The following is a 25,478-nucleotide window of genomic DNA, read 5'->3' on the forward strand; positions in this document are numbered from 1 at the left end:
AGAATGAACAAAAGATTGTAACGGAAAGCCCGACCACGCCTAAGCGTGGGCACGCCCTAAAAGATGTTTTTAATGTTGTTGTAATCTATAAAATAGACAAAACGTAAAGAAAATATATGTTGGTTTGGTTCTTGAAATAACTCATCTAAGTTTTCTGTAAAAGTGTGGTTTGCGTTATCACTGTCATTAAAAATAGAGTTCCTGTAGAATGCTATTAATTGACTTCCTGGTGCAAATTGCCAAAGGTAATTTAGGTCTAAATTCCAGCTATTAAAGTTAACATCATAATTGTCTTGGTAAATAGTTTTAGCTAAAGTTCCATCGTTTTCTAAGGTGAAAAATTGTTCTTTATAAGGTACTTTACTCCAGTTATGTCTAAATGATAACGATAGTGAAGATTTTGTGCTAAAGCTATATTTTCCTGTAAGTGAATTGTTATATGAAGTTCTGTCTCTTTGCCCAAAGATAATTTTGTCTTGGTATGGAGCTAGTGAAGCGTCATCTGCCACATCATCTGCCGTTATTTCATTTACAAAGCCTTGATCGTTATTGGTTTTGTTATAGTTTAAACGATACACTAAAGAAAATTGATTTGTAAATCGATATCTAGGTGAGATTCCAAAGCCGTAAGATTCTTTTGCGTTGTTTTTATTATGTGTGAAATACAAATCATAATCATACGCAAATTTCTTTCTATAATCTGAAGAACCCCAATGATTAACATTTAAACTTTGTGGCCTTAAAAAGAAAACACCACTTGTAGATCCTTGTCTTGGTTCAAAGAAATCTTTTCTTTCAGAATTAAAGTTTATGTTACCTCCATAACCAAAACGTTTTTTGGTTTGTACTTGAAAATTGTATCCTAAATAAGTTCCTGTATAAACTCCAGATTCATGCAAGAAATTTACATTGTAAGAAAAGTTATGGTATAATTCATTAATTTTTCCTTTTGGTTTAAGGTATCTATATCCTAAATAACCATATAAGGTTTGCTCATTATTGCTGAACAAAATTCCCATATCATTTGGGTTGTAGTCTTTGTTTTCAAAATTATACCCAATTTCTCCACGCCATTTACCAGAATGTTTTCCAATACTTGTGTCAAATGCATAACCTGTGTTTGGGTTGTCTATGTCATCAGAAATACTAGTCATTTTAAAACCTCCATCAATATTATAATTACTTCCATTGTCTTCTAAGTGCCATAATAAACCTGTTGCATTTGCATCTCTAAATTTACCATTACGCGTAACATTTGTATTAATTAAAGTTACTGCCGAGTTTTGATTAAACTGTTGATCTAAAACTAAAATATTATAGTTAGAAAACGGATTTGTAGTTTCTTTTCTAGTTGTAGTAGTAGTTTGTATTTGTCCACCACCAAGATCTTCTTCTTCAGTTTTTTCTATGGTTATCTCTGTTTTGTCTGTAATTGCGTTGAAAAAACCAATTCCTAAGCCGCCTTTTGTTCTACCAGAAATTTTAATTGCGTTTAACATTTGAACTTTTCCAGGTTCATCAGTAATTTCTTCATTGGTTCTTTTTCCGTTTGTAAAAACATCTTCTTCTATTAAATTTCTATCACCAGAAAATTGATCTATTGGGTGTGCTCCAATTCTTCTTGAATAAAATAACCTTCCTTTCGAAAATAATTCTGTTCCTTCTGTAAAAAATTGACGTTGTTCAGAAAATTGTTGTTCAAATGGTCCTAGATTTAATTCCACATTATCAAAACCAGCTTGGCTAAAATCTGGAATTAAGGTTGCATCTAGTGTAAAGTTTTCTGTTAAACCATATTTTACGTCCATACCAACATTCCAATCAGCAATTGTATGTCCGTCATACGTTTCAGAAATAACCGATGCATAAGGATAAAATGCTAGACGAGTTGGTGGTTTTATATTTTTAAAATTTTGGTACAAACCATCGTATTGTGTCCATCTTCCTTGCGTGTTATCAATATGATTCCACGTAAAACGAGCGTTTAAATTTCTTACTTCTCTATGAAAGTTAATTCCCCAAGACTGTACATCTTCATTAGCAAAACGTAAAGCTCTGTAAGGTATTTTCATTTCTATAACCCAGCCAGTATCTGTAATTTTATGAGCACTTTCCCAAACAGCATTCCAATTATAATCTTCGTTACCGTTAGATACTTTAGAATCTACCTGAACACCAGAAGCAGTAACAATAAACATAGTTGGGTTTTGACCATCATCATTTGGATTTACCATTAACATAAAAAAATCTGCATTTCCAATATTGTCTCTATTGTTAAATTCTGCAGGAATTTTAGAAGGATTTGGAGCCAACATTTTTGCACTTACATAAATTGCATTGTCATCATAAATCAACTTTACTTCCGTTTTATGCGAAGCAGGTTCAGCATCTCCATTTGTAGGACGCATCATTATAAAATCATTAGCTAAAGGAGCATTTTTCCAAGCAGAATCATTTAAATCCCCATCAATTTTAGGAGATTTACTAATTCTTGTAGCTTCAATTTTTTTTCGATTTGTATTAATTTCTTGAGCGTAATTTTCTTCAGAAAAGAAGAAGATTACCAATAAAAATAAGGCAATTCTATACATAGTTGATTAGCATTGTAAATTGATAGTACGAAAGTATTTATCCTTTGTACTAACAAGTCTTAAATTAGTGTTAATTATTGTAAAGACTACTTAAAATTATAAACGTTACATAATTTTTACAATTTTATAGTAATTAATCTTAAGAGTTAGCCTAATTTGTAATTTGAATTTGTACTTTTGCTTTACTATAAAACATTTTAATAGAATGAACTTACACGAATACCAAGGTAAAGAAATATTAAACAGTTTTGGCGTTAGAATACAACGCGGAATTGTAGCTAGTACTCCAGAAGAAGCTGTTAACGCAGCAAAAAAGTTAACTGAAGAAACCGGAACAGGTTGGCACGTTATTAAAGCACAGGTTCACGCAGGTGGTCGTGGTAAAGGTGGTGGTGTTAAGTTGGCTAAAAACTTAGACGAGGTAAAAAGCATTTCTAATGATATTTTAGGAATGATGTTAATTACACCTCAAACTTCTGCAGAAGGAAAGTTAGTAAATCAAGTTTTAATTTGTGAGGACGTATATTATCCTGGAGATTCTGAGCCGGATGAATATTATATTTCTGTTTTATTAAATAGAGCTACTGGTAAAAATATGATTATGTATTCTACTGAAGGTGGAATGGATATTGAAACTGTTGCAGAGGAAACTCCACATTTAATTTTTACAGAAGAAATAGATCCTTTATTAGGGATTATGCCTTTTCAAGCACGTAAAGTTGCTTTTAACTTAGGTTTATCTGGTGTTGCTTTTAAGGAAATGACAAAGTTTGTTACTAATTTATATAAAGCATACATTGGTTCTGATTCTTCAATGTTTGAAATTAACCCAGTATTAAAAACATCGGATTCTAAAATTATGGCAGTAGATGCTAAAGTTTCTTTAGATGAAAATGCATTATATAGACATAAAGATTATGCAGAAATGCGTGATTTACGTGAAGAAAACCCAATTGAAGTTGAAGCTAAAGCTGCAGGTTTAAACTATGTAGATTTAGATGGAAACGTTGGATGTATGGTAAACGGAGCTGGTTTAGCAATGGGAACTATGGACTTAATTAAAGAGTCTGGTGGAGAACCAGCTAACTTTTTAGATGTTGGTGGAACTGCTGATGCTGCAAGAGTAGAAACTGCTTTTGGTATTATTTTAAAAGACACAAACGTAAAAGCAATTTTAGTAAATATCTTTGGTGGTATTGTACGTTGTGATAGAGTAGCACAAGGTGTTGTAGATGCTTACAAAAGTATGGGAGACAGAATTAATGTACCTATTATTTGTAGATTACAAGGAACAAATGCTGTTGAGGCAAAAGAGTTAATTGACAATTCTGGAATGGAAATTATTTCTGCTACAGAATTCCAAGAAGCTGCAGATAAAGTTGCTGAAGTATTAGGAGCTTAAAAAGTTTCTTAATTTATATATATAAAAGCCTCACATTTTGTGAGGCTTTTTTAGTTAAGAAATGTTCTTTTTAAGTAGCTATTTCCTGCTCGGAGTTTATCTTGAGCGAAGACGAAAGGTTATATCTTTTGCATAAAAAGCAAAAAGATGTCACTTCAATCAGGGCTAAACTTGTTTGCTGTTTTTAAGCAAAACTATAAGTATTATTTAATCTTTATTAGATGATTCGCTAACGTTGTTGTGTTATGGAAAGTTGCGTTTAAAGTGAACGGCTATTTTCCGCAGGAAAATTGATGTTCACAAAAAAGCAACTACTTTTGGTTAGGATAAAAATAAGCAATTTTTTATACACGGTGTTAGCATCAGTTTTTTTTATTTTTTTCCTATAAATTTGGAATATTCAACTACTTTTTTAATTGTGTTGTTCAGTTCCTTTTTTCGCCAGTTTATGTATAAATCTATTTTTTCTTCTAATTCTATAAACTCAACATTTTCTGCTTGAGCCGATTTAAACGACAATGGCAAAATAGAGATTCCAAGTCCTTTGGAAACGAGATTTATTATCATTCCTCCAAAATCCGATTCAATTATGGTTTTGGGTTCAATTCCATTTTTTGAAAACCACGACCTTAATAACGAAGCAAAAAAAGTGGTTTGGTGTAAACCCGAAATAATAAACTTTTCGTTCTCTAATCCAGTCAAATTCTTTTTGTTTAACCTATGGTTTTTAGGGACAACCAAACAAATTGGTTCAGAATAAAGTTTTTGAGAGTCGATATTTACATTTTTAATTTTATCTCTACTAAATGCTATATCAGTTTGAAAGTTTAATAAAAGCTTTTCGTGATTTTCGTCTATAGGTTCAGTTAATTCTATTTTTAAATCAGGTAGATTATTGCTTAAAACCTCCAAGAATTTTGGTAAAAATTCATAAGCGATAGAACCCGGATACGTTATAGAAATAGTTCCCGCTTTTCCTTCGTCAATTTTTTTTGCCTGTCTTATTATTTGGTCAAACTCTTTAATTTCCTCTCTCCATTGTTCTTGAAGAAATTTACCCGCATTTGTAAGCTTGACATTTCTCTTGTCCCGTTCAAAAAGTTGTATTTGTAGTTCATCTTCCAAAGCTTGGATTTGTCTGCTTAATGAAGATTGTGATATAAAAACTTTCTCTGCCGTATTCCAGAAATGAAGTTCCTTGGCAAGAACTAAAAAATATTTTATTTGTTGAATTGTCATAATTAATGCTGTTTTTGCATTAGTTGGTCAAAAATATGTATTTTTTGAAGTATATCAAAACTGTTTCTTTGTTGAAAATATTTTATTAATTTTAAAAGATAGAACACAATGGGAATTGAAAATTTAATGACATTTATAGTGACGGCTTTGTTTTTTATTATGACGCCAGGAATTGACACAGTTTTTGTTTTAAATAAATCTATAGGTCAAGGAAGAAAGTCAGGCATTTATGCTACATTTGGTATAAATACAGGTGTTTTGGTGCATACATTTTTTGCTGCATTAGGATTGTCTGTTCTTATTGCGAAATCTACTATTGCATTTAGTTTAATCAAATTTCTTGGTGCAGGATATCTGATTTATTTAGGTTTTTTAAAGTTGAAGAACAAAGAAGGATTTTTTCCAGCTGATAATAAAAAGTTTAGCAAGAATTCAAAAAATGATTTCTGGACTGGATTTTTAACTAATACTTTAAATCCGAAAGTTGCATTATTCTTTTTAGCATTTTTCCCTCAATTTATTAATGTAAATCAAATGGACAATCCTATTCCGTTTCTATTATTGGGAATAACTTATGCCTTAATCGGGATTGTATGGTTTTTGATTTTGACATTATTCGCTAGTGTTTTCAGTCAAAAGTTAAAAAGTAATCTTAAATCAGGATGTTGGTTAAATAAATTGAGTGGTTTGGTCTTTATAGTTATGGGAATAAAAATAGCATTAGCTAAAATTTAAGTTTTCGCCCGATTTCATTATTCATCGGGCGTTTTTTTTAAAATTGGTGCTAATGGGTTTCTGAATATGCGTCGTTTTAATGATTTATATTCAACGTTAGCGAAGTTACCTAATTTTTGTTTTAGAAACAACCTAAATTATTTTCAATTCCTTTCGTGTAAATTTTAAAATCATGTTATATTGTGCTGTACTTTATTTAAGAGAGATATTATGAAAAAAGCACTTATTTTATTTTTACTTCCACTACAATTAATTGCACAAGAATTACCAAGTTCTTCAGTGTTTTGGAATACATTAAAACAACACTGCGGTAAAGCTTATGAAGGAGAAATAGTTGCTGGAGGAAAAGAAGGAGATGGTTTTACTGGAAATAAGTTAGTGATGCATATTCGCTCCTGTGAAGAGAATACACTTAGAGTTCCGTTTTTTGTTGGTGAAGATAAATCTAGAACTTGGGTTTTTACAAAAAGTTCAGATAATTTAATTACTTTAAAACACGATCATAGACACAAAGATGGTTCTGAAGATAAAATAACACAATATGGAGGTTCTAATCCTAATGTGGGGTTGAAGAATATTCAGTTTTTTCCAGCAGATAAACATACAAGTAAATTAATTCCTGCTGCTTCAACCAATCTTTGGTGGGTTACAGTTGATAAAACTAGTTTCACTTACAATTTACGTAGGATAGGATCTGATAGATTCTTTTCTGTAAAATTTGATTTAACAAAAGAAGTAGAAACGCCAAGTGCTCCTTGGGGAAGTGAGGATTGATTTATATCTTCTCTAAAATTTCTGTAATCCTATATTCACCTCTTTTGGTATAGTAGTTTCCATTTGGTTTTATAATGACGTAACTAAAACATGGGTAATGAAATTTAAAAAAAGTTTTTTCTATTAATTGGCTGTTATCTTTATACCACTGAAATTCTTTGGAAAAATTCTTAACAATTTTATCATCTTTAAAAATAAAAAATTGTTTTATGTTTTTCTTTTCTTTTAAAACAGTTGTATATGTTTTAGTTAACTTTAAAAATGAATTATTCCATCCGGTATTACCTAAGCATTTGTCTTTTTTAGGAAAATAGTTAATAATAATTGTTTGATTAGAATTTATCTTAGAGTTAGAAACAGTAATCAAGTTGTTTTTAATTTTTTCATGAATTTCTTTAGAAATGCGACCAAACTTTTCTTTTACAGCTTTTATGTAGAAAATTACACTATCTTTTTCTACTCTAAATTCGTAATGTCTTTTATTTAAAGGGTTGCTCTTGTATTGCTCTATTGTAAGAATTTTTAAATCTTCATCAACATACATTATTTTTTTACTTTGAGAATAAGTATTGAAATGAGTGAGTAGTATTAAAATTAAAAATATCTTTTTCATAAAAGTAAATCTACAAATTTTCTTTTAAAACTTTAATTTCATCACGTAATTGTGCAGCAACAATAAAATCTAATTCTTTTGCAGCAGCTTCCATTTGTTTGCGTTTTTCTCTAATACGTTTTTCAATAGTTTCTTTTGGTAAGTATTCCAATTCTTGTTCTGCAGCTTTTTGCGCGGCATTGTCATAGTGATAAGAAGTAACAGTTCCTTTGGTTAAAGCATCATCTATCTTTTTATTAATTTGAGTTGGTGTAATATTATGTTTTGTATTGTATGCAATCTGCTTTTCGCGCCTTCTATCGGTTTCGTCAATAGTTTTTTGCATGCTTTTGGTCATTTTATCAGCATATAAAATTGCGATTCCGTTTACGTTTCTGGCAGCTCTACCAATAGTTTGAGTCAGTGAACGATGCGAACGTAAAAAACCTTCTTTATCAGCATCTAAAATGGCAACTAAAGAAACTTCAGGTAAATCTAAACCTTCACGTAATAAGTTTACACCAATCAAGACATCGAACAAACCTTTACGTAAATCTTGCATTATTTCTACACGTTCTAAAGTATCTACATCAGAATGTATATAACGGCAACGCACTTGAATTCGGCTTAAATATTTTGCTAATTCTTCTGCCATTCGTTTAGTTAGTGTTGTAACTAAGGTACGTTCGTCTTTTTCTACACGGATTTGTATTTCTTCAATTAAATCATCAATCTGATTTAAACTTGGTCTAATTTCTATAACTGGATCTAATAAACCAGTTGGTCTAATTACTTGTTCTACAAAAACACCTTCGGTTTTTTGCAGCTCATAATCGGCAGGAGTTGCAGAAACATAAATTGTTTGATTCTGAATTTCTTCAAACTCTTCAAACTTTAATGGTCTATTATCCATTGCAGCTGGTAATCTAAAACCAAATTCAACTAAATTTTCTTTTCTACTTCTATCGCCACCATACATTGCGTGCGTTTGCGGAATGGTTACGTGGCTTTCATCAATAACCATTAAATAATCGTCAGGAAAATAATCTAATAAACAGAAAGGTCTTGTTCCTGGTTCTCTACCATCTAAATAACGAGAATAGTTTTCAATTCCAGAACAATAACCCAATTCGCGTATCATTTCTAAATCGAATTCGGTACGTTCTTTTAAGCGTTTAGCTTCTAAATGTTTCCCAATTTCTTTAAAATAATCTACTTGTTTTACCATATCATCTTGAATTAAATGAATGGCGTTTTGTAATACATCAGGTGAAGTAACGAATAAATTTGCAGGATAAATTGTTAGGTTTTCAAAACGTTCTACAATTGTGTTACTTTCTATATCTATACTTTCAATTTCTTCAATTTCATCTCCAAAAAAGTGAACACGATATCCATTATCTCCATAAGATGGATAAATGGTAACCACATCTCCTTTTACTTTAAAAGTTCCGCTTTTTACTTCAATTTCTGTTCTGGAATATAAACTGGTTACTAAAAGGTGTAAAAATTTTGTTCTTGGAATTTGTTGGTCAACCTCAATATTTATAACATTTTTCTTAAATTCTACAGGATTTCCAATACCATATAAACAGGAAACAGATGCTACAACTAAAACATCTCTACGACCAGAAAGTAGGGAAGAGGTTGTACTTAAACGTAAGCGTTCTATATCTTCATTAATAGATAAATCTTTCTCTATATAAGTTCCAGTTACTGGAATATATGCTTCTGGTTGATAGTAATCATAATAAGAAACAAAATACTCTACAGCGTTTTCTGGAAAAAACTGTTTAAATTCTGAATATAATTGCGCCGCCAATGTTTTATTATGTGCTAAAACCAATGTTGGACGATTGATTTTTTCTACAACATTTGCTACAGTAAACGTTTTACCAGAACCAGTAACACCTAATAAAGTTTGGTGTTTTTCTTCGGAAAATATTCCGTTAGTAAGTTGTTTAATTGCTTCTGGTTGATCTCCAGTAGGAGAGAAGTTAGATACAAGTTTAAAATCCATTTAACAAAAATACGGATTACTTTTACAATGGGTAGGAATGTGTTTTCTTAATTTCGAATTAAAGAAATGCTGCCTTTTGTTTCTGTAAAATTTCCATTTACATCTTCTAGTTTTAAAGTATACCAGTAAGTTTTAGGCGGTAAATCTTGACCGTTGAATGTTCCGTCCCATTCATCGTTTTTTAATGTTTTTAGTATTTTTCCAAATCTGTCAAAAATTGTTATGTATACATTTGAGTAGTTCGGATTTTTAGAAATGTCTACTTTCCATGTGTCATTAATTCCGTCATTATTTGGTGTTATAAAATTTTGAACCTTAAATACAGATATCTCTTGCGAAACTGTATTTATACAACCATTTATCCTTTTTACATAAACAGTATGTAAACCATTTTCAACATTATTAAATGTAAAGGAATTTCCATAAGAATTGTAAAAATTAATATTGTCTAAAGAATATTCATAGTCATCACTCTCTTCAACTATAACAGTAATGTTATTTTCATCATTATTGTATTTAAGTGAGGTTATTTTAATGTTTTGAGAATTTTCTACAATAAATGTATTAAAGCCAGCTACTTGTTGGTTTAATTGAGGGTAATTTCTATAAGTTATTACTTTGTAGGTTCCAGCTTCACTAGGTATATAAGAAGGATCTGTTGCATTTTCTATAAGTTCATTATTAAGATACCATTTATAAGTGTCGTTTAAAATATCTGTGTTTGCATCTAGCAATAAGGTGTTGTTCTCTTTTGAGCATAAACTTAAAGGAGTTTCAATACCTAAAGGTTCAGGTAATTTTAATACAGTAATCTTAAATTTTCCTATTGAATTTTCACAGTTTAAACCGTTATAATTTAGTTTTACAAATACTTCTGAATTATCTGTAAAATAATTGTTTTCTGAGGTTTGAGTAATTTCATTTACTTCATTTTTAGCATCGCTAAAAGTTTTGTAAAGCTCAATGTCAAGATTATATAAAGAGTATAAATTTTTTATCTGTTCAATTTTAATTGTAAAATCAATATTTGCATCTCCAGAACCTAAACTAAATTGAGGGTTAACTTCATTAGCATTTAAATCTTCTTCAATAGTATATAAGATTGAAAAATCTTCTATAACAGTAGGAAGAACTTGTAGTTTTAAAGTTTCTAAATTTTCTTGGTTAGTAGTGTTATTTGTTATTTTGGCGATAATTTCATGCTCTATAGGACTCTCTTCATTTCTATATTCATTAGGTAAAGGGTTGGAGAATGAAGTATCGTTTTTTTCAAAAAAAGTTACTGTATAATCATTAATGTTTCTTGCTAATGCTTCTCTTTTAGTTTGTAAATGAAATGTAGTAATACCATCTGTTACGTTTTCATCAGTATCACAGTTCTCATAAATAATAATTGTTTTTTCTAGAAAACTAATAGTTACGCTTGCTGTAACTTTTTTACATGAAGAAAGTACTACTTCTAGTTCGTAAAGTCCACTTCCGTAAATTCCTTCAGAAATATTTAAAGTAGCTTCATTTCCTATTATTTCACCATCTTTTTTCCAAATATAAGTTGTATTAGTTTCAATAGTTCCTGACCTAAGAATATGGTTTTCATCTAGAAAGTAAGTTTGTGGTTCATTGTTAATAATTTCTTCAGTTGCATCATCTAAAATAGTAGTTGAAGAGAAAAATGATTGAATAAATGGAGGTAAGCCTTGGGTTGCTTTATTACCATTTAAGTAAACAGCATCTTTTGTGAAAAGAACTTCTTGCGCATTTTCATCTGGATTATCTATCACACTTAAATATTCAACTCCACCATTTAAATAAGCTTTGGTAATAGAAGCGTAAATTTTTCCGTTAGATGCTAATTGTAACGCTCCTCTAAAACCATTATTGTTAGTATAAATAGTTTCTTTAGATTCTTTTACATTGCTGGAAAGTACGTCAAATTGAAATAATTTATAGGTTGAAGTAATTGGATCAGTGGTAGAATTTCTAAAATAACTATACGTAGAAACGTATAATTTGTTTGATGTTTTGGAGAATTCTATTCCGTAAGGTGTTCCGTCTTCTATTTTAGTTGAAATCAATTCTCCATTTTCAGAAACTTTACCTGTTTCATCATTAAAATCAAATAAAACTACACCATAATTGTCTTCATAATGTTGTGCATCAGCAATCGCTAATTTGGTTCCATCTGGAGAAATTTTTAAATAACCACTTTTAGACTCTGGTGTATAGGAAGTTGAAGATGTAATTGGATTAGTGTTTAGCCCATTCTCATCAATTTTATAAGAAATAAATGTATTTCCTGACTGAGATACTAACCAAAACGAATTACAGTTGCTCGTTTGAACTGCAGTTAACCTTTCTGACCAATTGTTTCTGTAGTTTTCATTTATTGATAAATTTATTGGTCCTGAAACAACTTCTCCTAATCCATTATTTTTAATGCTATCAATTGTATACACATTTAAACCATTGTTATTGGTTAAATCTCCTATAGTAAAAAGATAAAAAAGCGAATTATTTGTTGGATGTGGTATTGTTAATGCAGATTGTGTGCTAGAAGGGTTTCCTAATAGATCAGTTGCATTTGAACCGTTGGAATATTGCATTATCTGATGCTCTTTATTCCAAAGAGTAACTCCGTCTGTATAAAAAAATAAATTTCCGTTTGCGTCAGAGAAAGTAGAACATCCTTCTAAAGTATTGATGTTTCCGTTGTTTAAACTTGTGGGAGTTTGATTCTCAAAACTAATACCAGCATTTTCTCCAAAATACCAAACATTTGTTTGGTTTTGGGAATGTGACATAACAGCAAAGAAAAATAGTATCAGGGGGAATACTTTCTTCATTATAATTCAGGGGATTTTAACTCTGCAAAATTAATAAAAATCTATTAAATAGTGTTTTACATATTTAAAAAAGGGTGTTTTTCCTGATTTTTTATCTTCTAATCAAAGAGAAGTATCCAGAACGCGTTCTGGTAATTCCTTTAGCATCTACAAGTGTTGCTTTAAACCAGTAATTATTGGATGGCATTGCTTTGTCTTTATAATGACCGTCCCAACCATAAGCGTTAATATTAAACTGATTTATAATTTTCCCCTGTCTATTAAAAATAACAACTGTATTGATTGGGAAAAATGTAGCATTAGTTCCTTTAATTGTCCAAACATCTTTAATTCCATCGTTATTTGGAGTAAAGAATTTAGGAAATTCTATAACAGGAACTGTATGTGTGGTAACTCCACAACCATTTTTATCACGAATATGAATTGTGTAAATTCCACCATTTAGACCATCAAAAAATGCTTCATCTTGATAATTAACAATGGTAAATCCGTTTTCATCAATTAAAGCAAATTCATAATCACCTTCGCCTAAATTACTATCGTTTATTGTTATTGAGTTGTTTTCAGAATCATCAACAATAGTAATATCATCATCAGTTATTGTTGCTATATTAGATTCGTTAACAGTAATAGTTCTTGTTCTAGGACACATTGTTCCATTGGTAGTTGTAGCAGTAACACTATAATCTCCACCAACAGTTACATCTTGTGTAATAGCTGTTCCTAAGGGATTTCCACTAGCATCAAACCATTGATACGTATAAACATCGTTTGGATTTTCTACGGTTAATGTTAATGGAGGATTGTTTAAACAAACAATTTGAGGAGATGTTACAACAAAATCAGGTAAAGAATTTACAATAACATCAAAAGTTAAATCGTCATTAACACAACCAGTAGCTTTGTTTTCAATACGAACAAATATTGTTTGTTGATTTATATCAGTATTGGTAAACGGAGAGCTTTGTGGAGCACTTCCATCGGTTGCGTCTGCCTGCGTTAGGTGAAAGGTTACATTAAAATCGTCTTCATCTTGTACTGTTGGATCACCTAAGATATCTGGTATTTGACTTTCCAAATCAAAACTTTGTACAAAACCATTAGCATCATCACCGTCAGCATCGTTATCACATTCAGATAAGTTAGAAACTAAATTATCTGGATTAGCAAGCGGTTCTGCATTTATTAGAACTTGAAAATTAAAAGTATCATTAACACAGGTTGTAGTATTGTTTACAATACGCACATATACAGTATCGCCACCTTGTGTTGTATTAGAATACATGCCAGTAATTGGAATAGCACCCGTTTGTGCAAGTGCATAAGAAGTATGATAAGTAACCGTAAAATTAGTTGGGTCTTGAGTTCCTAAAATTGTTGTTGTTAGCGTTTCTAAATCTATATTTTGAACAAAACCGTTTGTAGCTGAGCCATCTGCATCATCATCACAAACTTCAAGAGTATTTGCCATATTTAATTGATTGGCAATTGGAAGAGAATTTACAACAATATCAAAACTATATCTATCAAAATAACAACCATTACCAGATACACGTGCATAAATAGTTTGTCTATCTCTAGTAATATTTGTGTAAGGAGATGCTAAAGGATTAGCTCCAGAAGTTGCATCTGCTGCGGATTCATGATAGGTTATTGTATAAGCTAAAGGATCTTGAGAACCTAAAATAGCTGCAGTTTGGCTTTCTAGATCGAAAGATTGAATAATTCCGTTTGAGCCATCTGCATCTACAAAATCATCACATAATTCATATTCATTATCAGGATTAATAGCATTTGCTACTGGAACCGGAGTTGTTTGTAAAGTAAGTTCAGCAAGACCAGTACAATCGTTATTAACCGTATTTATAATTTTAGCATAAATGGTTTGTAAATTAGCATAAGCAGGATCGTTATTATTTCTATGATTAGAAATGTCAGAGATTTCGTTTATTTCTGAAGCTCTATCTGCAATAGTTTCAAAATATTTTACATCTAAATTTAAAGCGCCTGCTAAAGAAGGATGTCCAAGTATTTCTGAAGTGGCAGCAGAAAAATCAAAGGTAGCAATGCCATCAGTATCATCGTTTGCTCCTGGAGTATCATTTCCATCTAAATCTAAGAAATCATCACATTCTATAAAGTTTCTGTTATAAGGAACATCTGAAGCAAAAGAAATAATAATGTCTATTGTTGTAATTCTATAACAATTTTCAGTAGATATTGTTCTTACCCAAACTTGGTCTCCATTACTTGCGTTATATGCAATAGGATTTGCAATAACTGGCGTTCCTGCAATTGCTTCTGCTTGTGTAGTAAAATATTCAAATGTTTCGTTTGTATGGTTTGTAGATATGTTTTCTTGCTCTAATGTTAAGTTAATGTCTGCTACTAAATCTGCATCGTCATCACATTGCAAAATTGTAACATCTACAGGCGTAGGTAAAGGATTTACAATTAACTCAAAAGATTGAGAAGTGTCATTACAATTAACGTTGTCTACGTTTTCAACTCTAACAAAGATAATATCATTTCCACTTTGGTAATTTGTGTTTTTATCAATAGCATTTGTTGTTGCGCTAGTTTGTGCATCAGCTAAAGAAGTGTGATATGAAACTGTATATTGGGTTTCACTTAAAGCTCCTAAAATTTGTGCATCTCTTGTGTTCAAAATAAAGTTATCATATAAACCATCATTGTCTACACTATCAGTTCCATCTCCATCACAAGCAACAATATCATCTGGAGTTTGCGCAACAGGTTCTCCGGTAATTTGTAAGTTGAAAGAATAAACTTCATTACAAGCGTTTGGAGCTCTTTGATTATGTACTCTAACCCAAATAGGACCATCATAAAAAGCAGTAGGTGTAAATGGGTTTGTTATAGGAGCAGTATTGTTTAAAGCATCATTTTCGGTAGGATAATAAACAACTTCAACAAGTGTTGGATCTTGACCATTTAAAATTGTTGGTGTAAGATCTGTTTGAAAGTCAAAAGCTTGTAAGCCATCTCCATCATCATCACAAAAATTAATGTCAGTTGGAGCTACAGGAGTAAGATTATTATAAACTTCAATCGTAAAAGTACCTTCAAGTTTCGTTGGGTTTCCACATTCATCTGTAAGTGTAACTGTTAAGGTATACTCTCCAGCATTATTAAACTGAATATTATTTAGCGTTAAATCTCTAGTTGTTGAAATTATAGAAGTTGTTGTTCCATCGTCAAAAGTCCATTCATAATCTACAGTTGTACCTGTTTGTGGAGTAACCGCTTCTGGTTGTATTAAAATATTTTCTGTCAAACAATATTGCACAATCTCATCACTAATTATTTGGTTGTTTGTAGTGTCTGTAAGCTCTATTCCTAACAATAAAGAAGAAATAAAAGGAGGAAGTCCTTGAGTTGCAGTTCTACCCCCTAGATCTATAGCGTTTTGTGTGAAAATAATATCAGTTGCATTAGCAGTAGGGTTTTCAATAACGCTCAAAAACCTTGCATCTCCATTTGGGTCATCATATGCTTGTGGAATTGTAGCATAAATTCTACCATCTGGCCCTAATTGTAATGCGCCTCTAAATCCATTATTATTTCTGTAAATTTCGCTTTTTGATCCAGGAATATCAGTTGCTATTAAATCAAACTGAAAAAGTCTATAGGTTACTTCTGGTTCACTTAAATCTTGTCTAAATGAAGAAACTGTAGAGAAATAAAGTTTTTTAGAATCAATTGAGAATTCTACTCCATAGGGTTGTCCATCTCCACCTGTATTTAATAAAATAATACCATCATTAGAGACTCTACCTGTACTATTATCAAAACTATATACCATTGCATTACTATCTTGATTTGCAATTGCTAATTTTGAGCCATCTGGAGATAACTTTAAATAACCTCTACGTTGAGCTGGAGTTGAAACAGGTGAAGTAACTGGTGTTAAATTTACCCCACTTGATGTTACTTGGTAAGAAAAAAAAGTATTGTTTACTACTGATACAACCCAAAATTCATTACAATTCGCACCCCTGACTGCTGCTACTTTTTCAGTCCAATCATTTTTTCTGATGTCCGATAAATCTTCAAAAAAATCGCCATCACCATCTTCGTCAATTAATTGCCCTAGACCACCGTTTAAAGACATGTCTATTGTGTATAAATTCATTCCTTCTGCACCACCACTGCCTGGTCCATCATCAACAGTAAATAAGTAAAAGATTGTTGTTGATTCTGGTTTAGGAATAATCATTGCTGATTGGGTACTTGAAGTATGACCTAATAAATTGTTACCAATGTTTCCATTAGTATAATTCATTATATTATGGTTTTTATCCCAAACAGTTAACCTATTATCTGCTGAGTTAGGAGCTCCTACATAAAATAATAAATTTCCGTTACTATCAGAAAAAGAAGAACAACCTTCTAGAGTGTTAAGTTGTCCATCTGTTAATGCTGTTGGAGGTGTTGTACTGAAATCTATACCTGCATTTCTTCCAAAATACCAAATATTGGCTTCTTTTTGAGCAAATAAATTAAACGTTAAAAATAAAAATATAAGAGGTAGTAGTTTCTTCATTCTATGAGGTAGTTTCTTGTGTAAACCTCAAATTTAGGAAAAAAGTATTACAAATCTCTCTTTTTTAACAATGCATATGAGAGGTAAATAAAGATAAATGTCCACGTGCAAACTATAACAATGTCTAAAAATTGTACTGAATAATCCTTACTAAAACCACTTCCAACTTTTTCGGCCATAGTTCTTACAGCACCTAATCTACTACCTGGTTCTTTTATTAAATTAGTCATAGATTCTAATGGAAGAAATTGCATAATTGGATCTATACTTTCTGATGCGTTTTTTATTCCTCTAAATGAGTAGTATAAAAAGCCTCTAAACATGTTTTCTATAATTAACCAAATAAACATGGCTCCAACGGCAAAAGCAGATCTTTTTACTAAAATTCCTAAAAATAATCCGAAAGAGAAAAAACCAACTAGTTTTACAAAAAAGGCTAAAATATAATCTAAATCAGAAAAAATGATTCCGATTTCGTTATAATCAGAGTAAATTAAACCTAAAATCAATGAAACTACAAAAACAAAAATTGTAGAAATTAGAGCAAAAGCAATAACTGTATAGAATTTTGATAAGATGAATTCCTTTTTACTTAAACCATCAATAAGGTTTTGTTTCAATGTTTTATTACTGTATTCATTTGCCATCATTGACACAATAACTAGCAATAAAAAGAATTTCATTGTTGCTGCAACGTACGTGTTGAAATGCCAGATATACGGAAAATTAAAAATTCCTTGGTCAGCTAAATGAATGGTTTCTCCAAAAATGTTAAAGCGTATTGCAGCAATTAATGCTATGGAAGTTAGCAATCCGAAATAGATAATAGACAAAACTCTACTTGCTCTGTTGTGTTTTAATTTATGAAATTCTATAGTAAGTAATCGAAACATGTGTTTAGTTTTAGGTTGAATTGGTTCGTGACTGCGCTCGAACTGATATTCAGTTTTTTTGATTTAAATTTAGCTTGTTAAGTCTAGGAACTGTTGTTCTAAACTTGGCTTACGCTTCACTAAATGCGAAACTGAAATTCCTTTTTGGAATAAGAAGCTGTTTAGTTCTGATGCAGAAATTTCTGTTTTTAAATTGGCTATAATTAAATCGTGGTCTTTTTTAACGCTTCCTATTGCAGGATGATTGGCAAGAATGTCATTTAAAGCAGTTTCATCTCCATCTACTTTTAGTTCAAATAAACCGTTTGAAGCAGTCATTTCATCAACTCTTCCGCTATATAATTTTACTCCGTTTCTAATAACAACAACGTGGCTACAAACTTTTTCAACTTCATCAAGTAGGTGAGAAGCTAGTAAAATGGTAGTTCCGTTACCTGCAATTTCTTGTATTATTTGTCTAATTTCATGGATTCCTTGTGGGTCTAAGCCGTTTGTTGGTTCGTCTAAAATTAAAATTTCTGGATCGTTTAATAATGCAGATGCTATTGCTAAACGTTGTTTCATACCTAAAGAATAGGTTTTAAACTTGCTGTTTTTACGTTCAAAGAGGTTTACAATTTTTAGTTTTTCATCAATTTTATCATAAGAAACACCTTTAATTTTGCAGATTAATTGCAAGTTTTGAGTTGCAGTCATGTATGGATAAAAGTTTGGTCGCTCTATAATTGCACCCACTTTTTTTAAGGCTTCATGTGTAGATAACGTTCCGTCGAACCAAGAAAAATCTCCTGAAGTTCTGTTAACAACATTTAAAATAATACCTAAAGTTGTAGATTTTCCACTTCCGTTAGGCCCTAAGATTCCGTAAACATTTCCTTTCTGAATATCAAAAGAAAGATTGTTTACTGCGTGAACCTGTCCAAATTTTTTGTCGAGGTTTTTTAAAGATAAGATTGTTTCCAAAGAAATTGTTTTAGTCGATTGTTAATACGACGAACAATTTACAAATTTGTTACAAAAGAGTTTGAAAGTTGTAAAGATTAAAAGTAACAAAGTTGAATTAGCTAATGTTTTTCATTTTTACTAAAAACTAAAAACTAAAAACTAATTCTGATAAAAATCATAATCGTCAATATCATCAAATGGATCTTCAAAATCATCATCCGAATTGGCATTTAAGTCTTCGGCTTTAAATTCTTTTTCTGGTGCTTCTGAAGGAATTTCTCCAACAGTTAATATAAGTTTTGTTTCAGAAATTATTTCATCAGAAATCTCAATAACTTCAACATAAAAAGTCCACATGTTTAAGAAATCGTACACATAAATTAGCTTATCACTTTCTTGAGTAAGAGTTTCGTGTAAAATTTCTGTAGCCATAGAAATACCTTCTCCAATTTCATCCATATTAAATAACGGAATTTCTTCGCCTTGGTTCCATTCGTTATCTGTTCTGTAAAAAGACGCCATTTCTTGACCGCCAAAACCAAAGGCTTTAGCAATTGTTGTGTGTAATTTTTCTAGGGTTACACTTTTATCAATTAAAAAAGTACGAATTACGTCTTCTTTAGTATCTAAAATTACGCGGATTTTATACATTATTTATGTTTGAAATTCTATGCAAAAGTACGCAATTATTACGTATTTTTACTTCTCAAACTTTCAAAAAATGGATACAGAAAAAAATCTTCAGAAATTAAATTCATTAAATAAAAATACACTAATGGAAACACTTGATATTGAGTTTGTAGCCGTTGGTAAAGATTTTTTAACTGCAAAAATGCCTGTTACATCTAAAGTGCATCAACCTTACGGAATAATGCATGGTGGCGCAACAGCTGCAATTGCAGAAACTGTTGGAAGTTGTGCTTCTGCTTTCTTCTTAAATGATCCTAGTAAACTTATTAATGGAATTGAACTAAGTATCAATCACATAAAAAGCATACGTGAAGGAACCGTTTTTGCAACGGCAAAAGCAATACACAAAGGTAGAACTACACATCTTTGGGAAATTAGAGTAGAGGATGAGGAAGGAAATCTTATTTCAATTTGTAAGTTGACTAATATTATTTTAGATAAAAAATAAAATGTTAAAGAAGATTCTTAAAATAACAGGTGTACTGTTTTTGTTCTTATTTATTGGAGCATATTGGGCATTTGTAAGTTTTACTTCTCCTAATTCTGATGAAAAAGTTCTTCAAGATTTTACAGCTAGTAGAATTAAACCTATTCTCTCAATAGAGAAATTTAAAAATTTTGAATACAGAAAACTTACTTTACAGAAAGACACTGTTTTACCAACTTTGGTTTTTGTGCATGGAACTATAGGTTCTTGTTTGGACTTTAGTAGCTATATGAAGGATAGTTTGTTGCAAACTAAAGTAAATATGATTTCTTATGATAGAGTTGGTTATAATTTTGAGGATAAAAATAATGTCCAAGAAAATATAGCTTTTGAACGAGATCTGTTAGAAGATTTAGTGAGTAATTTAAAACCAGAAAAAACTATTTTGGTTGGTTATTCTTACGGTGGCCCAATAACATTAGCCACTAAAAAAAGGTTTAAAAAAATAATTTTATTAGCGCCAGCAGTTTACAGTAAAGTAGAACCAATGCCTTGGGCGTTAAATTTATACAATTGGAAGTTAACGCGTTGGTTGGTGCCGAGCATTTGGCAACAAGCCTCTAAAGAAAAACTCTCTCATAAAGCAGATTTAGAAAATTTTGAAAGTGATTGGAAATCAAATCCAAATAAAATTGTAAGTATACATGGAACTGGAGACTGGATTGTTCCGTATTCTAATTCAGAGTTTTTAGAAAAACAGTTTCCTGCTCAACAGTTTGAATTAATTACCATAAAAGATGCAAGTCATGCATTAGTTTGGACTAATTTTGAATTTATTAAAGAACAACTTTTAACCCATATAGATTGAATATTTTTGATAAAATAGCTGAGCAATATCAACAAAACTTGCCTTTTGTAGCTTATAGAAAACCTAACGAAACTATTATTTCTTCATATTTACAAGAAACAGAAGAGTTATTTTTTGCTGATAAACTTACTGAAAATGGCTTTGTTTTTGCTCCGTTTGAAGGAAAAGAAAAGGCTGTTTTAATTCCAGGGAAGTCTTCTAAATTTCAAAAAGAAGAGTTTTGTATAGATGAAGAATTAACTTTTAGAACTCAATTTTTAGACGATTCTTCTTCAAAAGAAAACCATATTAAACTAGTTGAAAAGGCTATAAATGCTATTGAAAATAACGATTTTAAAAAAGTAGTTGTATCAAGAAAAGAGTTGGTTCCACTATCCGATTTTGATTTGATTACTGTTTTTAAAAAGTTACTAAGTTTATACGAAAATGCAATGGTGTATGTTTGGTTTCATCCCAAGGTTGGTTTATGGTTTGGAGCTACTCCAGAAACGTTGTTAAAAGTTAAAGGCAATCAGTTTGAAACAATGTCTTTAGCAGGAACACAAACTTATAAAGGAAATGTAGCTGTTACTTGGCAACAAAAAGAAATTGAAGAACAGCAATTTGTTACAGATTATATTGCTGATAACTTAAAGCCAGTTGTAAATAGATTGAAAGTTGCTGAAGTTGAAACGATAAAGGCTGGAAACTTACTGCATTTAAAAACCAAAATTTCGGGAGAACTTAAAACGAATAGTTTAGAACTGATTTCTAAATTACATCCAACTCCTGCAGTTTGTGGCTTACCTTTAGAAGTATCAAGAGATTTTATTTTAGAAAACGAAAATTATAAACGTAGTTTTTACACTGGTTTTCTTGGTGAAATTAATACAAATTCTAATTTCTATGTAAACCTTCGTTGTATGGAAATTGTAGCTAATAATGCATGCATTTATATTGGAGGTGGAATCACAAAAAATAGTAATCCTTTAAAAGAGTGGGAGGAAACCGTTGCTAAAACAAGGGTTATGAAAAAAGTTTTGTAAATTAAAAAAACCACTAACAAATTGCTAGTGGCCTTTTCTGTGTAAAATAAACTTGAATTAAAAGTTTCTTAAATATTTTAATGAGATATGTTGTAAAGAAATGTTCCAATTATTTCTCCTCCGCTGTAGAAACTCCCAATAACAGAAGTAACTAGAAAAAGAGTTATACCTAAATTAATAATAGATTTCTCTTTAGTTGATAATAACTGATACTTGTTAATCGCTAAATCAATAATAAAATTTTCTTTTTTTGTGTTCATCTTAGCTGGTTTTAAATATCATCAAAAGAAACATCAGTAAAACTCTCTGTAGAAGCAGTAGTTTCTTCGGTAGTTTCTACAGTTTCTTCTTCTTTCTTAAAGTCTTTTTGGTGACGTTCGCTAATTACTTCGCTACCTTTTTCATTTACAATAAAGTCAGTTGCTTTTTGTAGCATTTCTGTAAAATCAGAAAAATCTTCTTTATATAAATAAATTTTATGTTTTTGATAATGGAAAGATCCATCATCATGTGTAAACTTTTTACTTTCTGTTACTGTTAAATAATAGTCGTCTGCTTTTGTTGCTCTAACATCAAAAAAATACGTTCTACGTCCTGCTCTTAATACTTGTGAAAAGATTTCTTCTTGTTCAACTCTCTCGCTCATAATTCTCTTATTAATAGTAGTTATTTATTGTAATTTTCTGAAACAAATCTAATAAAATATTTTATTTAGCAATGTTAAAGATTAATTTTCTTTTTCTAAAAGTTGTTGTTCGTATAGTTCTTTATAGTAACCTTCTGTTGTTATTAGTTGATTATGAGTTCCTTGTTGAACAATTTTTCCTTCATCTAAAACTATAATTTTATCGGCATTTTTTGCTGAAGAAACTCTGTGGCTAATAATAAAAGTGGTTTTGTTTTTTGATACTTTTTCTAAGTTAGATAAGATTTTTTCTTCTGTTTCAGTATCTACAGCAGATAAACAATCGTCAAAAACTAAAATTTTAGGATTCTTAATAATAGCTCTGGCAATAGAAGTTCTTTGCTTTTGTCCGCCAGAAAGTGTAACACCACGTTCCCCTAAAATGGTTTTATATCCGTCTTTAAATTCAATAATATTGTTATGAATTACAGCATTTTTTGCAGCTTCAATTATCTCTTCTTCAGTAGCGTCTTCTTTTCCGAATTTAATATTGTTCTCAATTGTATCTGAAAACAGAAAAGGATCTTGAGGTACAAATCCAATTTGATTACGAACATCATCTAAGTTACAATCTTGTATTGGAGTATTGTCTAATAAAATACTTCCATTAGTTGTATCATATAAACGAGAAACTAAATTTACTATTGAAGATTTTCCGCTTCCTGTATTACCAAGAATGGCAACGGTTTCTCCAGATTTCACAGTAAAACTTACATCTTTTAATGCTGTAATATTTGTGTCATCATACGTTAATGATACATTTTTAAATTCAATATTTCCTTTAACTTCGGTTCTTTGTGTAGTGTTATTTTTAATTTCTGGAACTTGTTCTAAGAACTCATTTATTCTTTGTTGAGAAGCTTCAGCTTGCTGTACCATTGAAGTTACCCAACCAACAATAGCAACTGGCCACGTTAAAATATTTACATATAAAACAAAGGCAGCAATTACTCCAATTTGTATTTCGCCTTCAATATATTGTTTCCCTCCAATATAAATTACAATTAAATTACTAACACCAATTAATAAAACCATTAAAGGGAAAAATAGTGCTTGTACTTTATATAAGGAAATGTTTTTCTCTTTACTTTGGTCTGCTAAAGCATCAAAATTTTTAATAACGGCAGTTTCTATTCCGTAAGATTTTACCACATTTATTCCAGAGAAAAACTCTTGATTAAATGTTGTTAATTTTGATAAATACTGTTGTACAACCGTACTTCTTATATTGATAACTTTACTTATTAAAAATACTGAAACAGATAATAACGGAAACGGAATTAACGTATACATTGTAAGCGTTGGTGCCATTGCATACATTTGCTGAAAACCTACAATAAATAAAATAATCATATTTAACGTGTACATAATTGCAGGTCCAAAATACATACGTACTTTAGAAACATCTTCGCTAATTCTGTTCATTAAATCTCCTGTTCTATTTTTCTTGTAGAAGTTTATAGATAACCTTTGGTATTGTTGATAGATTTCGTTTTTTAAATCGAATTCAATTAAACGAGACATAACAATTATGGTTTGTCTCATTAAAAACGTGAAAAAACCAGATAATAAAGCAATACCAATAATTAAGAGAACATTATTAAGTAGTTCAGTCTTTACAATTTCCAAATCAGTTATTTTTCCAGATTGGTAATCTTCAACAGCATTTAAAGAGTTGCTAATTATTCTTGGTATTTCTAAGGCTAGTATTTTTGATAAAAAGGTTATTATTATTCCTAATAATAAGCGCCATTTGTATTTTAAAAAGTATTTATTTAAGTATTGAAGTGCTTTCAACTAGTAGAATGTTTAATTTATTATATAACGTATATCAGTTTACAAAAATAGTATATTAAACCTTATTATTTATGTTAAATATGTGTGTTTAAAATTGCGTTTTAAAATGTGTTCTTGTTAAATATACAATAAATGTGAAGTCTTTTTTTGCGTGTGTTTTATTAATATCATATTTTTGTTGATGATATTTTATGAATATCAGAATTTAGACTATAAAATTAAATTTATAAAAATGACATCAGAAATTATTGATACAAAAGACTTAAAAAACGACCCGGTTTTTGGTCAATTTTCATTTAACAATCACGAGCAAATTGTTTTTTGCAATGACGAAGATACAGGATTAAAAGCAATAATTGGTATACATAATACTGTTTTAGGACCTGCTTTAGGAGGAACTAGAATGTGGCAATATAATAGTGAATGGGATGCATTAAATGATGTGTTACGTTTGTCTAGAGGAATGACTTATAAAGCTGCAATTACTGGATTAAACCTTGGTGGAGGAAAAGCAGTAATTATTGGAGATGCTAAAACGCAGAAAAATGATAAATTAATGCGTCGTTTTGGCGAGTTTGTGCACTCTTTAAGTGGTAAATATATTACTGCGGAAGACATGGGAATGGAAACAAGCGACATGGATGTTATTAGAGAAGTAACTCCTCACGTAACAGGTGTTTCTGAAAGTCTTGGAGGTGCAGGAAATCCTTCTCCAGTAACTGCTTATGGTGTTTATATGGGAATGAAAGCTGCTGCTAAATATAAATTTGGTACGGAAAACCTAGACGGTAAAAAAGTACTTGTTCAAGGAGTTGGACATGTTGGAGAAACGTTAGTAAAACATATTACTGATGAAGGTGCTCAAGTAATAATTAATGATATAAACGAAGCTCGTTTAGAAGAATTAAGTAAAAAATACGGAGCTAATGTTGTTTTAGGAAACGATATTTATGGTTTAGATGTAGATATTTATGCGCCTTGTGCTATGGGAGCAACAATTAATGATGCAACTATAAATCAAATTAAAGCAAAAGTAATTGCTGGTGCAGCAAACAATCAATTAGCAGATGAGTTAAAACACGGAAGATTATTAAAAGAAAAGGGAATTGCCTATGCTCCAGACTTTTTAATTAATGCAGGAGGAATTATAAATGTTTATGCAGAATTAGAGGGTTACGGAAGAGATGAAATCAATAAAAAAACTGAAAATATTTACAATACAACGTTAGAAATCTTCAACTTATCAGAAAAAGAAAATATAACAACACATGGTGCAGCTTTTAATATTGCACAGAAAAGAATTGATACTAGAAAAGAATCGAAATAAATTATCGATTTCTTTATAATTCAATCATAAAAAACCCATATTTTTGTAGCGCATTAGA

Annotated in this window: 19 protein-coding genes; 7 read left to right on the forward strand and 12 right to left on the reverse strand. The window is 30.6% G+C overall.

Annotated features, from left to right (window positions below; all coding sequences use genetic code 11):
* Positions 1-56 precede the first annotated feature (56 nt).
* Positions 57-2,591, reverse strand: coding sequence for a DUF5916 domain-containing protein (locus LPB136_RS02375; protein WP_072554606.1), 2,535 nt, complete (start codon positions 2,589-2,591; stop codon positions 57-59).
* A gap of 205 nt (positions 2,592-2,796) precedes the next feature.
* Here LPB136_RS02375 and sucC point away from each other — a divergent pair, with 205 nt between their 5' ends.
* Positions 2,797-3,993 carry an ADP-forming succinate--CoA ligase subunit beta gene (gene sucC / locus LPB136_RS02380; RefSeq protein ID WP_072554607.1) on the forward strand — a complete coding sequence of 399 codons (1,197 nt, stop codon included), beginning with the start codon at positions 2,797-2,799 and terminating at the stop codon, positions 3,991-3,993.
* 372 nt (positions 3,994-4,365) lie between these two features.
* Here sucC and LPB136_RS02385 read toward each other — a convergent pair whose 3' ends face one another.
* The gene (locus LPB136_RS02385; protein WP_072554608.1) at positions 4,366-5,232 is read right to left on the reverse strand and encodes a LysR substrate-binding domain-containing protein; all 867 of its coding nucleotides are present in this window, start codon (positions 5,230-5,232) and stop codon (positions 4,366-4,368) included.
* A 108-nt stretch (positions 5,233-5,340) separates the two neighbouring features.
* Between LPB136_RS02385 and LPB136_RS02390 the strand changes: the two genes are divergently transcribed.
* Both LPB136_RS02390 and LPB136_RS02395 read left to right on the forward strand, forming a co-directional pair.
* Positions 5,341-5,967, forward strand: coding sequence for a LysE family translocator (locus LPB136_RS02390; RefSeq protein ID WP_072554609.1), 627 nt, complete (start codon positions 5,341-5,343; stop codon positions 5,965-5,967).
* A gap of 210 nt (positions 5,968-6,177) precedes the next feature.
* Positions 6,178-6,741 (forward strand): hypothetical protein, encoded by a 564-nt coding sequence (locus LPB136_RS02395; RefSeq protein ID WP_072554610.1) that lies wholly within the window; start codon positions 6,178-6,180, stop codon positions 6,739-6,741.
* A 1-nt stretch (position 6,742) separates the two neighbouring features.
* Here LPB136_RS02395 and LPB136_RS02400 read toward each other — a convergent pair whose 3' ends face one another.
* From LPB136_RS02400 to LPB136_RS02430, 7 genes are all read right to left on the reverse strand, one after another.
* Positions 6,743-7,354 carry a hypothetical protein gene (locus LPB136_RS02400; RefSeq protein ID WP_072554611.1) on the reverse strand — a complete coding sequence of 204 codons (612 nt, stop codon included), beginning with the start codon at positions 7,352-7,354 and terminating at the stop codon, positions 6,743-6,745.
* A 10-nt stretch (positions 7,355-7,364) separates the two neighbouring features.
* On the reverse strand, positions 7,365-9,353 hold the full coding sequence (gene uvrB / locus LPB136_RS02405) for an excinuclease ABC subunit UvrB (RefSeq protein WP_072554612.1): 1,989 nt from the start codon (positions 9,351-9,353) through the stop codon (positions 7,365-7,367).
* A gap of 47 nt (positions 9,354-9,400) precedes the next feature.
* On the reverse strand, positions 9,401-12,196 hold the full coding sequence (locus LPB136_RS02410; RefSeq protein WP_083426167.1) for a T9SS type B sorting domain-containing protein: 2,796 nt from the start codon (positions 12,194-12,196) through the stop codon (positions 9,401-9,403).
* Between the two features lie 91 nt (positions 12,197-12,287).
* On the reverse strand, positions 12,288-16,763 hold the full coding sequence (locus LPB136_RS02415; protein ID WP_072554614.1) for a T9SS type B sorting domain-containing protein: 4,476 nt from the start codon (positions 16,761-16,763) through the stop codon (positions 12,288-12,290).
* A 47-nt stretch (positions 16,764-16,810) separates the two neighbouring features.
* Positions 16,811-17,656: an ABC transporter permease gene (locus tag LPB136_RS02420; RefSeq protein WP_072554615.1), complete on the reverse strand. Its 846-nt coding sequence runs from the start codon at positions 17,654-17,656 to the stop codon at positions 16,811-16,813.
* A gap of 69 nt (positions 17,657-17,725) precedes the next feature.
* Complete coding sequence (locus LPB136_RS02425; protein WP_072554616.1) at positions 17,726-18,619, reverse strand: ABC transporter ATP-binding protein; 894 nt, start codon at positions 18,617-18,619, stop codon at positions 17,726-17,728.
* Positions 18,620-18,760: 141 nt separating this feature from the next.
* Positions 18,761-19,252 (reverse strand): IS1096 element passenger TnpR family protein, encoded by a 492-nt coding sequence (locus LPB136_RS02430; RefSeq protein ID WP_072554617.1) that lies wholly within the window; start codon positions 19,250-19,252, stop codon positions 18,761-18,763.
* 70 nt (positions 19,253-19,322) lie between these two features.
* Between LPB136_RS02430 and LPB136_RS02435 the strand changes: the two genes are divergently transcribed.
* Genes LPB136_RS02435 through LPB136_RS02445 form a run of 3 tightly spaced genes read left to right on the forward strand, consistent with a single transcriptional unit; the run spans position 19,323 to position 21,611 of the window.
* A complete protein-coding gene (locus tag LPB136_RS02435) occupies positions 19,323-19,739 on the forward strand; it encodes a PaaI family thioesterase (protein WP_072556878.1) in 417 nt (138 codons plus the stop codon).
* Between the two features lies 1 nt (position 19,740).
* A complete protein-coding gene (locus LPB136_RS02440; RefSeq protein WP_072554618.1) occupies positions 19,741-20,586 on the forward strand; it encodes an alpha/beta fold hydrolase in 846 nt (281 codons plus the stop codon).
* The gene (locus LPB136_RS02445; protein WP_072554619.1) at positions 20,583-21,611 is read left to right on the forward strand and encodes an isochorismate synthase; all 1,029 of its coding nucleotides are present in this window, start codon (positions 20,583-20,585) and stop codon (positions 21,609-21,611) included. The genes LPB136_RS02440 and LPB136_RS02445 overlap by 4 nt, the downstream gene beginning before the upstream one ends.
* A gap of 77 nt (positions 21,612-21,688) precedes the next feature.
* Here LPB136_RS02445 and LPB136_RS02450 read toward each other — a convergent pair whose 3' ends face one another.
* The 3 genes from LPB136_RS02450 to LPB136_RS02460 all read right to left on the reverse strand — a co-directional run bounded on the left by LPB136_RS02450 (position 21,689) and on the right by LPB136_RS02460 (position 24,093).
* Entirely contained in the window at positions 21,689-21,871 is a 183-nt protein-coding gene (locus LPB136_RS02450; protein ID WP_072554620.1) for a hypothetical protein, read from the reverse strand.
* Positions 21,872-21,882: 11 nt separating this feature from the next.
* Positions 21,883-22,257 carry a PUR family DNA/RNA-binding protein gene (locus tag LPB136_RS02455; protein WP_072554621.1) on the reverse strand — a complete coding sequence of 125 codons (375 nt, stop codon included), beginning with the start codon at positions 22,255-22,257 and terminating at the stop codon, positions 21,883-21,885.
* A gap of 81 nt (positions 22,258-22,338) precedes the next feature.
* Positions 22,339-24,093, reverse strand: a complete 1,755-nt coding sequence (locus LPB136_RS02460; protein ID WP_072554622.1) for an ABC transporter ATP-binding protein — start codon at positions 24,091-24,093, stop codon at positions 22,339-22,341.
* A 232-nt stretch (positions 24,094-24,325) separates the two neighbouring features.
* Between LPB136_RS02460 and LPB136_RS02465 the strand changes: the two genes are divergently transcribed.
* Positions 24,326-25,420: a Glu/Leu/Phe/Val family dehydrogenase gene (locus LPB136_RS02465; protein WP_072556879.1), complete on the forward strand. Its 1,095-nt coding sequence runs from the start codon at positions 24,326-24,328 to the stop codon at positions 25,418-25,420.
* The last annotated feature ends 58 nt before the right edge of the window (positions 25,421-25,478 follow it).

This window comes from Tenacibaculum todarodis (assembly GCF_001889045.1).
GTDB classification, from domain to species: domain Bacteria; phylum Bacteroidota; class Bacteroidia; order Flavobacteriales; family Flavobacteriaceae; genus Polaribacter; species Polaribacter todarodis.